Annotated in this window: 13 protein-coding genes and 1 pseudogene; 12 read left to right on the top strand and 2 right to left on the bottom strand. The window is 47.1% G+C overall.

Annotated elements, in window-relative coordinates; genetic code table 11:
- The first annotated feature begins 358 nt into the window (after window positions 1–358).
- The gene (locus tag HMPREF9469_RS25800) at window positions 359–1,180 is read left to right on the top strand and encodes an SDR family NAD(P)-dependent oxidoreductase (RefSeq protein WP_007869128.1); all 822 of its coding nucleotides are present in this window, start codon (window positions 359–361) and stop codon (window positions 1,178–1,180) included.
- Between the two features lie 8 nt (window positions 1,181–1,188).
- Here HMPREF9469_RS25800 and HMPREF9469_RS25795 read toward each other — a convergent pair whose 3' ends face one another.
- Window positions 1,189–2,418, bottom strand: coding sequence for a hypothetical protein (locus HMPREF9469_RS25795; protein ID WP_007869123.1), 1,230 nt, complete (start codon window positions 2,416–2,418; stop codon window positions 1,189–1,191).
- A gap of 9 nt (window positions 2,419–2,427) precedes the next feature.
- Window positions 2,428–3,120: a GntR family transcriptional regulator gene (locus HMPREF9469_RS25790; RefSeq protein ID WP_007869119.1), complete on the bottom strand. Its 693-nt coding sequence runs from the start codon at window positions 3,118–3,120 to the stop codon at window positions 2,428–2,430.
- A gap of 289 nt (window positions 3,121–3,409) precedes the next feature.
- Here HMPREF9469_RS25790 and HMPREF9469_RS25785 point away from each other — a divergent pair, with 289 nt between their 5' ends.
- The 11 genes and pseudogenes from HMPREF9469_RS25785 to HMPREF9469_RS25735 all read left to right on the top strand — a co-directional run bounded on the left by HMPREF9469_RS25785 (window position 3,410) and on the right by HMPREF9469_RS25735 (window position 10,980).
- The gene (locus HMPREF9469_RS25785; protein ID WP_007869110.1) at window positions 3,410–3,760 is read left to right on the top strand and encodes a cupin domain-containing protein; all 351 of its coding nucleotides are present in this window, start codon (window positions 3,410–3,412) and stop codon (window positions 3,758–3,760) included.
- A 97-nt stretch (window positions 3,761–3,857) separates the two neighbouring features.
- Entirely contained in the window at window positions 3,858–4,937 is a 1,080-nt protein-coding gene (locus HMPREF9469_RS25780; RefSeq protein ID WP_007869108.1) for a sialic acid TRAP transporter substrate-binding protein SiaP, read from the top strand.
- Between the two features lie 60 nt (window positions 4,938–4,997).
- Window positions 4,998–5,489 (top strand): TRAP transporter small permease, encoded by a 492-nt coding sequence (locus HMPREF9469_RS25775; protein WP_007869107.1) that lies wholly within the window; start codon window positions 4,998–5,000, stop codon window positions 5,487–5,489.
- Window positions 5,490–5,495: 6 nt separating this feature from the next.
- Window positions 5,496–6,760, top strand: a pseudogene (locus HMPREF9469_RS25770) (TRAP transporter large permease).
- 39 nt (window positions 6,761–6,799) lie between these two features.
- Complete coding sequence (locus HMPREF9469_RS25765; protein WP_007869101.1) at window positions 6,800–7,396, top strand: HDIG domain-containing metalloprotein; 597 nt, start codon at window positions 6,800–6,802, stop codon at window positions 7,394–7,396.
- Window positions 7,397–7,835: 439 nt separating this feature from the next.
- Entirely contained in the window at window positions 7,836–8,126 is a 291-nt protein-coding gene (locus HMPREF9469_RS25760) for a hypothetical protein (RefSeq protein ID WP_040417336.1), read from the top strand.
- Window positions 8,127–8,202: 76 nt separating this feature from the next.
- The gene (locus HMPREF9469_RS25755; RefSeq protein ID WP_007869100.1) at window positions 8,203–9,159 is read left to right on the top strand and encodes an NAD-dependent epimerase/dehydratase family protein; all 957 of its coding nucleotides are present in this window, start codon (window positions 8,203–8,205) and stop codon (window positions 9,157–9,159) included.
- 157 nt (window positions 9,160–9,316) lie between these two features.
- Window positions 9,317–9,661, top strand: coding sequence for a hypothetical protein (locus tag HMPREF9469_RS30840; protein WP_007869099.1), 345 nt, complete (start codon window positions 9,317–9,319; stop codon window positions 9,659–9,661).
- A gap of 81 nt (window positions 9,662–9,742) precedes the next feature.
- Window positions 9,743–9,973 (top strand): RNA polymerase sigma factor, encoded by a 231-nt coding sequence (locus tag HMPREF9469_RS25745; protein WP_082197802.1) that lies wholly within the window; start codon window positions 9,743–9,745, stop codon window positions 9,971–9,973.
- Complete coding sequence (locus HMPREF9469_RS30835; RefSeq protein WP_050814490.1) at window positions 9,957–10,586, top strand: hypothetical protein; 630 nt, start codon at window positions 9,957–9,959, stop codon at window positions 10,584–10,586. The genes HMPREF9469_RS25745 and HMPREF9469_RS30835 overlap by 17 nt, the downstream gene beginning before the upstream one ends.
- 55 nt (window positions 10,587–10,641) lie before the next feature.
- Window positions 10,642–10,980, top strand: a complete 339-nt coding sequence (locus tag HMPREF9469_RS25735) for a hypothetical protein (RefSeq protein ID WP_007869094.1) — start codon at window positions 10,642–10,644, stop codon at window positions 10,978–10,980.
- The last annotated feature ends 134 nt before the right edge of the window (window positions 10,981–11,114 follow it).

Here is an 11,114-nt window from a genome sequence, read left to right as displayed (position 1 = left end):
GTAGGATAGCCACGGTGCTCTTCGTTTGGTAAACATCAATACCTACTGCGTTCATGCTCATAAAAATGTCACTCCTTTATCTTAGGTAGCAATTGGTCAATACCAGTTTTACTCATTGCCCATTCAATCTACTGTGGTGTGACACGAACGCATTCCAAAGGACGGCTCAACCTGCATAAAACGAATGCTGCGAATGAAGAGCTGGTTAGCAGACTTATTTACGGGCGCAAAGCCCAAGGAGGAATCCGCTATACCGATTGCTCTTACATTCTAACAGCTTAAGCAACAAGATGGATAATTCCTTACTGGATGTAAGGGATATTAACCATAAATATATTGTAGTAGGAGGAATTGACAGATGAGTTACACATTGGATCAGTTGTATGGCATAAGAGACCAAGTGATCGTGGTTACAGGCGCCGCAGGAGGTATCGGTTTGGAGCTGTGCCGGGCGATCCGGGATTTGGGCGGCAGGGTGGCGGCTGTTGTAAGAAACTCAAAAAGCCGGGAAAAAGTTCTGGAGGCGCTTCATTGCCCGAATTTATCCACAGAAAAGGATGTACTCTGTGTTATTGCGGATCTGACCCATGAGGAGGCTGTAAAAGCGGCAATGGAACAGATTGACCGGCACTTTGGAAGAATTGACGGACTGGTAAATGCAGCAGGAATGAATATAATTGAAAGCCTGGAGAAGATGACGCTCAGTGATTTCCAGAAGGTTATGGACACAAACTTTACATCAGTGGCAATCTGCTGTAAATATGCGGGAGGCTATATGCTAAGAGCAAAGAAAGGCCGTATTGTTAACATTTCCTCCCTCAGTACTGTGAAAGGGAAGGCATACTACACAGCCTACGCCTCCAGCAAGGCTGCAGTGGACAGCTTTACCAGGGCATTGGCAATTGAATGGGCCCAACAGGGTATTAATGTCAATTCAGTGGCGCCCGGGATGATAGTCACGGATATTAACAGGAAACAGATTGAAGAGAATCCAAGATCATATGAAAAGCGGATAGAGAGTATACCGCGGGGCTGCGCAGGGCGGACAGAATGGCTGGTGGCGCCTGTGATCATGCTGCTCTCACCTGGCTCCGTCCACATGACGGGACAGACTGTATTCGTGGACGGAGGCTGCACGGCCGGGGATACGTTTGTAATGGAGACAGAACGTTTCAGATAGCAATATCTTCATCCGGTAGCAATATCTTCATCCGGGATCCAGGCGCAGCGAAAGCCGATACGCCTGGCCGTATAGGACGGAGTGTGTGCCAGATTCAGCCAAAACATACCCGCGCTTTTCTCGTGATACCAGTGCCCGCCCCTAAGAGCAGCCATTTCCCCATGATTGCGAAAATACAGATCACCGGGAGCGCAGGCATGTTCCATAGGAAAAACACAGGCCGCGCGGAGAGAAAGCAAGGCCTGAGCGGACAATTCTGTAAGACAGGAGAAATCAGAAAAGGGCATGTGGCCATATGTGGTATCCATACCGGGAACCGGCTGTTCGTATAGATGCTGCGGATATGTGCGGGAGAGCGCCAGGGCGAAATCAGGGGTTCCTCCGGCAGAAGGCGGCGGGCATGTATAGTCAAAATGAAGGGTATTGGGGAAATCAGCGGGCATGAACCGGCCATCAGGCAGCATGGAGTTCCAAAAGGAGCTGTTTCGCCGTTGGGCCTCACTGTTGGCAGAATACTCCGGTTTCAGCCACAGAAGCTTTCCGTCCAGCATCCGAATACCTCCAACCCATTCAGCCACATTGCCGTTGCAGTCGAAGATACCGTTTATCGTATGGTCGTGAGCCCAGGAAACGGGTCCGCTTCCGGTCAGGGCCGGTCCGCCGGAGCCGTCCGGCGAGGGGGACATCAGGGTGCAGGTATCTTCCGGGTGTCCGCAGTCGCTTCCATTGGAATTATTTCCACGGGGGACAATTCCCCGGGCGCGGCTCCACAGGGCAATCCCGGCCCACTCGTAATTCGTCATCAGATGCCAGCCCGGCCCCTTGGCCCGGCAGCATTCTAGCGCTTCATCGTAGCTGATAAAATTCCTGGGCCCCTGGTCCGGAAGGCTGTAAGCACGTCCTTTTTCCGTGATATTCTGGTATTTGGAGATCCAGACATATTGTACCTGGCCCCGGGATGTCCGGAACATGGGATGAACGGCATTTCCGGCATGGGGAATCACCTGTTCCAGACAAAAACAAGGAATCCTTACCATCAGGGATGGATGGCCGGCATCATCGTACACCAGGGTGTTTGTCCGGCCTGTAAGTTGTTCCACGATTATTTTTGCAGGAACTTTGTCTTGAAGCAGGGTATGAAAAAGTCCGGTCTGCCCGGTGACTTTGGCGCAGCGGTCCGCAAAGCGTTCCAGGATAAGCAGTTCCATTGACGGATAGACAGTATGGTTTGGCAGCATAAAATCTCCTTACAATATTTTTAGATGATTTTTATATGTCTCAGGTGAAATGGTATTGTAGGATTCCATGGAATAAAAATAATCCAGTGCGGCGCGGCGGCAGGTTTCGATATGTGTTTTCATTAATATGGCGGCTTTTTCATAATCTTTGTCAATTAAAGTGTTAATGATATCCAGATGTTCTAAACGGGCATCATGGATCTGCACCCTGTTCTGTTTACTGGCAATCACTACCTTTGTGTTATCATCAAACAATTTATGCATCATATCAATAATATAGCGGTTTCCACAATACTCAATGATAAAAAGATGCATGGCCGTATCCAGGCGGAAGGCATTTTGAATGTCTGGAAAATCCTGGGTAAAGGTATTGCGGAAATGCAGGAGTTCCTCTGTGGGTAGATGAGGGGCTGCCATGCCGAGCGCTACCGGCTCGATCTCAATCCTGGCCTGAAAAATCTGCAGGACATCACTGAGCTGGATATCTGACACGAAAATCCCCTTTTTAGGCATGACCTTTACAAGCCCTTCCGATTCCAGCCGGTTGATGGCTTCACGGACAGGCGTACGGCTTAAACCAAGGTCCGCTGCCAGCTGGCTTTCATTTATGAAAGAACCGGGCTCATAAATACAGTTGATCAAACGCTCTTTTATTATCTGATAGGCATGATTTTTCAAATCACGATTTCCGGTTTTTGGCATAAGTAACCCCTTCTTTTCTCAAAATATGGTTATAGAACAAGAACAAAAAGTATACAACATGATTATTATAAGCCGATTCCTACTATTATACAAGATTGAAAATCACTATAAAAAGAGGGGGGGGATTTGTGAAAAGTATCCATATGGTTTGTGTCATATTTAGGTGAAAATGCATAAAAATATATTTAAAATCTAAGCAATTCTGCTATTGAAATACTAAAAACCGTGTTGTATACTTTAAGCATGCAATAAGAATATATTGTGCTTATAAAAAACGGGAGGAGATACAATGGTCAGAAAAAAAGAGGAAGTGCCATATGAAAGCAAACCGGCCCCTTTCCATGGGGTAGGGGAGATAACAGTGCGTTCCCTGTTAGATGGAGAGGAGGATATGTATGGTAAAGGGAGAATTTTTGCGCATACCACGGTGAATCAGGGGGCTGGAATCGGCTATCATATCCACGAAAATGAATCTGAAACATACTATATTTTAAGTGGAGTCGGTAAATTTAATGATAACGGCGTTATCCGGACCGTATCAGCGGGGAATGTTACGTTTACCGGAGCCGGGGAAGGACATGCAATAGAAAATGCGGGCGATGTTCCCCTTGAGATGATAGCTTTGATTTTATACCAATAGCCGGGATGGAGAAAGGTCTGCATAAAAACAGGCGGCCAGCGATTGGGGAATGAATAATAGATATAATAAAAGGATAAAAAGGAAAGGAAGAGACATTATGAAAAAATTACAGTTTAAAAAGGTTATGGGAGTTACGATGTCACTTGTTTTAGCCATGTCATTGACAGCCTGCGGTACTTCGTCAGACAACAAGAATGATACAACCGGAGCTTCCGCTGCGGCACAGACAGAGGCAGCGGCGCAAACAGCTGATTCAGGGGCAGCGGCCGGCGCAGAAACAGTTACTCTCCGCCTGGGCCATACACAGTCTACCGAGCATCTGATCAACACTTCTGCGGAGAACTTTGCCGCATTGGTGGAAGAACGGTCAGGAGGCGCGATCCATATTGACGTATATCCCAGCGAGACACTTGGAACTAATACAGAACTTGCAGAAGCCTGCTCAGAGGGAGATGTGGATTTATATATTTCCGCTACGGGCCAGTATACGTCACGCTATACACCGTTTACTATTGTTGAAGCCTTTTACATGTTCAGGGATCTGGATCACATGATGAAATTTTACGACAGTGATTCCCATCAGACGTTAGTTGACGGTCTGGCAGAGGCATGCAACGTACATATCCTTGCAGATCTGTATTATGGAGCCCGCCAGATGACAACCTCGGGAAAGGCGCTGAACACCGCCGATGACCTGGCCGGATTAAAGATGCGCGCGGCCAATGAACCCCTCCCGATTGCTGCATTTACCCAGTTAGGCGCTTCTCCTACGCCGATTGCGTACAACGAGACCTATCTGGCGCTTCAGCAGCACACTGTGGACGGACAGGAGAATCCTCCTGCTTCCATTTCTGCAATGAAGTTCTATGAGGTTCAGGATTATATGAATCTGACCTATCACCAGTTCCAGATGCTGAGTATCTTCATGAGCGATACGGCTATGCAGAAGCTGACACAAGAGCAGATCGATATTATGTATGACTGCGCCAGGGAAGTTGCCAAGGAGCATAATACCAAGGCGATCGAGGAGGAACAGGGCTATATTGAAGAAATTGGAAATTACAGTGAAATCGTAGAGCCTGATATTGAATCCTTCCGTGAAAAGATTGCGCCTATGTACGACCAGTTTAAAGATCAGTGGGTTGATGGTATGTACGAGGCGATTCAGGCAATGTAAGCTCTGCAGGAGAAAGCCGGCCCTGTCCGGCTTTCAATTTCACAAAAAAAGGAGTGCGGTATGGTAAAGAAGTTAGAAAGCATAGTTTATCATGTTCAGAGGACGTTTTTTATAGCTGTGATGACATTCATGCTGTTAGTGCTGTCCCTGCATGTGATCATGCGCTTTGCGTTCAATAATCCAATCATCTGGACAGATGAGGTAATTACTATGATGCAGGGCACGCTGGCTTTTGCAGGGATTGGCTATTGTTTTCATAAGAAGCAGCATACGGAATTATCCCTGGTCTACGACAAGGTCCCGCGTCCCGTACAATGGCTGTTTGATCTGGCATCTAACGGCATCATGCTGTTTTGTACTTGTTACATGATTAAATATAGTTGGAAATTTACTCTTAAAAAGAATATTCAGATGAATACAATTCCGTGGATGAAACAAAGCTGGATTTACTGTTTTATTACAGTGGGGTTTATACTGGCGGCCTGTTACATCCTGCTGCGTCTGATTGAGGTGTTCCGCTGTATCAACAAGGAATTGAGAGAAAGGGGATAATGGGGGATGGCATTGTTATTTTTATGCTTTTTTGGATTTATGATCATACGCATGCCCGTTGCATACTGCATGCTGTGCAGTTCTATCATTTATTCCATGGTGTATGGGGAAAGCCTGAACATGATCGTTTCCCGAGCCGTACAGGGCTCCAGCGGCTTTACGCTGCTGGCTTTGAGTTTCTTTATACTGGCAGGCAATATTATGAACCGGGGCGGGGTGACGGATCGGATTTTTAACTTCTGTAAGAAGACGATAGGATGGATTCCTGGAGGTCTGGGCATGCCAATGTACTGGCGTCTGTGGTTTTTGCAGGAATGTCCGGTTCGGCGGTGGCTGATGCCGGAGGTCTGGGAGCCATCGAAATTAAAGCTATGAAGGATAATGGCTATGATGAGGAGTTTGCAGTAGCTATTACTGGAGCATCTTCCTGCATTGGGCCGATTATTCCTCCTACCATATCGGGGGTGGTCTACTGTGTGGCCAGCGGCGTATCTGTGGGAAAAATGTTTATTGCGGGAATTTTGCCGGGATGTTGTCTGGCATTTGTGCAAATGATATACGTGTATATAGTGGCTAAGAAACGCGATTATCCCCGTACACCCTTTGGAGGGTTCCGGGATTTAAGCAGATCCTTCGTGACATCTTTCCCTGCGCTGCTGACTCCGATTATTATTTTAGGAGGGATCATAACAGGGATCTGTACTCCTACAGAGGCTTCAGTGGTAGCTGTGTTATATGCGCTTCTTCAGGGCTTTCTGACACGGGATCTGAAGTGGAAGGATATGCCTGGAATCATGGATGATACACTTACCAGCGCGATGAGCGTACTCTTTATCGTGAGCTGTGCCAATGCATTTGGATACATTATTACGGCCCAGCAAATCCCAGGTAAGCTGGCAGCCTTGTTCCTGAGCGTGGTTACAAATAAATTCGTTGCCCTTCTGGTTATCAATCTCTTTTTACTTTTGGTGGGAATGGTTATGGAGAGCCTGGCCGCTCTTGTGATTCTGGTGCCGATCCTGATGCCGGTGATCGCATCCTTTGGTATTGACCCGCTGCATTTTGGCATTGTCTGCATCCTGAATATCACAATAGGTATGCTGACTCCGCCCGTGGGTATGGTGCTGTTTACCCTGTCAAATGTGAGCAGTCTTTCATTTGAAAGAATTACCAAGGCAATGCTTCCGCTGCTGGCAGTTAATTGTATCGCACTGCTGATTGTGACCTATTGTCCTCCGCTCACCACATGGTTACCTAATTTGATCATTTAAATGGAATAAACTATTTATAAAAGGAAAGGAAGTTGTGGTATGATACCGATTGAACTTGATCAGGAAATACGGGAGGGAGTTTTTAAGACCCTTCCTCAGATTATGGATATTCAGAATGAGGAACTGCGAAACAAGACTGCGGATGCATGGACGTATGCGTTACAGATCAACGGCTTTAAACAAATTGAAGAAATGCCAGGCTCCGGTATGCCCGAGGCCAGTGCGCTGGGAGACCAGAGTATGCACATCCGCGCGGTTGGATACAATACGCTAAGTCTGTATGAAAATCTATCCAGGGCTTATGAAATGGATTTAGGACTGGACAAAGACATATTAATAGCCAGCGCACTCCTGCACGATGTAGGCAAGCCTTATGAGTATAGTCCTGAGAACAGAAAGCGCTGGGGAGAAAACCATAAGACAACAGGAGCCCCCAATGTGCGGCACCCGGCTTATGGAACTTACATCGCAATCACATGTGAATTGCCGGAAGAAGTGGTGCATGTGTGTGCGAACCATTCCCCTGAAGGTCGTTTTGTGACAAGAAGTGCGTATGCCACCCTTGTTCACTATGCGGATGACGGTTCCTGGTTTTCGCTGGCAAGCATGTTTGATTTGAATATTCCGAAGCTGTAGAAAAAAAGTGTTAAAGAGCCGCAATCTTCTATTATGAGATTGCGGCTTTTTGCATTGAGCTACGGCAAAAAGAAAAGGTTAAAATATTTTTCCCAGGTATCCCTTTTTCCATTGTGTAATAGATATAATCCCCCCTCTATATTTAATGGAAACTGATATAGCTTAATTCCGGCTGTTATAATGAAATGTATACAATAATTGATAGTAAATGTCATATTTAGCATATTCACTGACTCCGCCATTTGGGGATCAAGGGGAAATTATTATTGAAAACCTGAAACGCTAAAACCATCCTCTACCCTGCAGGTGATGTGGATGTAGCCCTGTTTGGAATATCCACGGATACCATGGAGGACTGCATTCTCTGCAATGGGCTGGAGGATTATTCTTATGATCGTTTCATACATGCACTCCGGCTGGCATTTAATGATGTAGAGGAATGAATGGCTGCACCGGGCACTATGTATTGTTTACAGAACATGCAAAGTACAGTGACGGATGGGAACAGATATTTTCCAAGGCGGAATTCCTTATACCGGAACAGCAGAGACAACTTCTGGATCAAAAAGCCCGGAGCCTGGTAGGGGGAACAGCAGGAGAGATATATGGCATCCGGATATGGGAGGGACCTCTCTGGAACGGTATTTCATTTAATGGGCCGGAAGGAAATATCCTGATCACTGGACGCCTGGATGATCGGGTGATGAGAGAACTGATGGGGGGGATTTGACTTGCTGGCCACGGATGACGGGGTGTATAATTGTTAGAAAGACTATAATGTGTTCTATCGGAAAAGGAGGAATTCAATGAATGTTGTTGTGACAGGCGGATGCGGCCACATTGGTACATATCTTATTCCAATGCTTGTCCGTGCCGGCTATGAGGTTATCAATATTACCCGTGGAATAAGCAGGCCGTATGTGGAGGATGAGGCATGGGATTATGTGACTCCTGTGATCATGGACAGGGAAAAGGACAAAGGATTTGCTCATAAGATTGCAGGCATGGAGCCGGACATTGTGGTCGATCTGATCAATTTCCATATAGAAGATACAAAGGCAACGACAGAAGCTCTAAAGGGTACAAAGCTTTCCCACTACCTGTTCTGTTCTTCCGTATGGGCCCATGGCAGGGCCGAAATACTGCCTGCTGATCCTGCTGATCTGCAGAAAGCACCATTGGATGATTACGGTTTTAATAAATTCCAAAGTGAGATTTACCTGAGGGAGCAGTATCACACAGCCGGTTTTCCTGCAACGATCATTATGCCGGGACAGATCTCCGGTCCGGGCTGGACCATCATGAATCCCTGGGCCAATAAAACACCGGTTGTGTTTGAAAAAATAGCTAAAGGGGAGGAGATCTTCCTTCCTAATTTCGGAATGGAGACCTTACATCATGTACATGGCGAGGATGTGGCGCAGATGTTCTTTAAAGCGATCACCCATCGGAATCAGGCGTTAGGGGAAACCTTCCATGCAGTGGGCAGCCAGTCCATCACACTGTACGGCTATGCAAAACTCATGTATGGATTTTTTGGAAAGGAGCCTAAGATCGGTTTTCTCCCATGGAAAGACTGGTGTGAGTATATAGGTGATGAAACGGAAACCAGCGACACTTATTTCCACATTGCCAGAAGCGGCTTTTACAGTATAGAAAATGCCAGGAACCTGTTGGGGTATGAACCCAGGTACACAAATGTAGAAACCATAAAGGCAGCGGTCCAAAGCTATGTGGACAGAGGTGTTATTAAGTTGAACTGATATAGGAAGAGGCTATCGCAGACAGTTGAATTTCAACTGCAGGCGGCAGCCTTTTTTGAATTTAATAATTTTTTGCAACATTTTTATCTCCTTAACTGTATTTATAACAGAACCGCCAAAAGGCAGTCTAATTGAATCAGGAAAGAAGGAAATAATTATGATGAAAGAAATAGCTGTATTAACACTTTGTGCCATGATGTTATGTGATCCGGCTATGGGCAGCGGCTTGGATGCTGCCGGTGAGCCTGCCTTGGCAGGCAGTATGGCGGGGATGGTAAATCCCTTTACGGAATGCGGGAGCCTTAATGAGGCCGGCCGTAGAGCCGGTTTTGAGATCCAGGTCATGAAAATGCCGGAAGACTGGGGAAAACCAGTGATACGTGTGTCAGAGGAGAGAATGATCGAACTGATCTTTCGGGATGCAGCGCATGACAGAGAAATCAGGGTACGCAAGGCTGTGGGCAGCGGGGAAATGAAGCAGCTGGTTAAGAACGTCAGATAGTCAGGAGGCAGGGGACAGACATGATATGTGTATGTTTGGAACATGTGTTTGCACAGCGGATCCGGGAAATAGAGGGATACGCTGGCTGCGGAACAGCGGGAGGATCTGTCTTTTGTGTGGGAGGCAGTAAGGGAACTGCCTGTCCGGTACAGGGAAGTGATCCACCTGTTTTATTACGAGGGATACTCCACGGCTCAGATTGGAACAATCCTTAAAATGAAGGAGGCGACCGTGCGTTCCAGCCTGAGCCGGGGGCGGGGAAAACTGAGGGAAATCTTAAAGGAGGTGTATGATTTTGAGGAAACGGTATGAACAGATTATGGATAGAGTCAGTGTGACGGATGAGATGAGCCGGCGTATCCTGGGGAATATCCGGGACATGAACCTGGTACCGGCTCCTCCCAGGAAGGGATTGCCCTCTTATGTAAAAACACTGGCAGCAGCGGTCTGCCTTGTTGTGATATTGGCAGGTACGGCTCTTTATCCGGGAGGACTTCTCAGACAGGCTCCCATGGAACCTAAGGATCCTGCAGTCCAGGTGGTGCCGGATATCCAGGAATGCGCCTCCCTCCAGAGTCTTTCCGAGGCAGTGGGATTTGAGGTCATTGAGTTGTCCTCCCTTCCCTTTGATGTGACTGATAAGACTTATACCGCATTCTGGAAAGAAGTTGCCCAGATCGATTACAGTGGTGAAGGCCAAAGCGCTTTATACCGGATGTGGGCTGGTACAGAGGACCGATCAGGGGATTATAATCTTTTTGAAAATGAAACAGAGGCAGTACTTGATATAGGCAGGGCCACCCTGAAAGGGAATGAGGGAGGATACAGCTTTGCACTATGGACAGACGGAACATATTCCTATTCCCTTAAACTGTCTCTGGAGGTGCCGGAGGATAAAATCCTTGAAATGATATCCGTCAGGTGATATTCTAAAAGTAAAATTCCCGGTACCAGGCTGTCAGAGTATAAAGGAGTACCTGATGGAAGGCATAGGAAGAAAAGAGGTAACCATGAGCCGGAACCGCCGTATCAGATTTGAAAATACTATTATTAGTATCATTGCGCTGGCCTCCCTGGCGCTGCTGATCCTCAGCTTCCTTCCGTCCCTGCCCGTATCCGAGAAGGTGCAGGTTTCACTGGAAATGGGAAAGATGGTCCAGAGGGCATTTTCCATTGTGCTCCTGGCCGCGTCCCTTCAGCAGATGAAGCGCAAAAAGGGTGGAATGGTGTATTGCGGTCCTTATCTTATGCATGAATTTTGTCCGTTGTTTTTCTGGGTTTCACCATCCGGCCCACTTAGTTATCATGGCCGGGGATAGAGCCCCGGCCGTTGCATTTGTCTATTTTAGGGAGGATTTTCGGAATGGGGAAGGGATATCCCGAGCCAAGGGGGTTCCTGGATTTGAGTTGGTTTTTTTCTGGTTCAGCTGGGGAGGGTGGGGGTGTTCTTGCC

The organism is [Clostridium] citroniae WAL-17108, assembly GCF_000233455.1.
Classification (GTDB): Bacteria; Bacillota; Clostridia; order Lachnospirales; family Lachnospiraceae; genus Enterocloster; species Enterocloster citroniae.
This window is presented reverse-complemented; position numbering and strand designations above follow the sequence as displayed.

Coding starts and splice junctions, on each gene's coding strand:
- HMPREF9469_RS25775 (WP_007869107.1), top strand. CDS start 4,998: ATGGTAAAGAAGTTAGAAAGCATAGTTTATCATGTTCAGAGGACGTTT.
- HMPREF9469_RS25780 (WP_007869108.1), top strand. CDS start 3,858: ATGAAAAAATTACAGTTTAAAAAGGTTATGGGAGTTACGATGTCACTT.
- HMPREF9469_RS25795 (WP_007869123.1), bottom strand. CDS start 2,418: ATGCTGCCAAACCATACTGTCTATCCGTCAATGGAACTGCTTATCCTG.
- HMPREF9469_RS25785 (WP_007869110.1), top strand. CDS start 3,410: ATGGTCAGAAAAAAAGAGGAAGTGCCATATGAAAGCAAACCGGCCCCT.
- HMPREF9469_RS25735 (WP_007869094.1), top strand. CDS start 10,642: ATGGAAGGCATAGGAAGAAAAGAGGTAACCATGAGCCGGAACCGCCGT.
- HMPREF9469_RS25800 (WP_007869128.1), top strand. CDS start 359: ATGAGTTACACATTGGATCAGTTGTATGGCATAAGAGACCAAGTGATC.
- HMPREF9469_RS25765 (WP_007869101.1), top strand. CDS start 6,800: ATGATACCGATTGAACTTGATCAGGAAATACGGGAGGGAGTTTTTAAG.
- HMPREF9469_RS25760 (WP_040417336.1), top strand. CDS start 7,836: ATGAATGGCTGCACCGGGCACTATGTATTGTTTACAGAACATGCAAAG.
- HMPREF9469_RS25755 (WP_007869100.1), top strand. CDS start 8,203: ATGAATGTTGTTGTGACAGGCGGATGCGGCCACATTGGTACATATCTT.
- HMPREF9469_RS25790 (WP_007869119.1), bottom strand. CDS start 3,120: ATGCCAAAAACCGGAAATCGTGATTTGAAAAATCATGCCTATCAGATA.
- HMPREF9469_RS30840 (WP_007869099.1), top strand. CDS start 9,317: ATGATGAAAGAAATAGCTGTATTAACACTTTGTGCCATGATGTTATGT.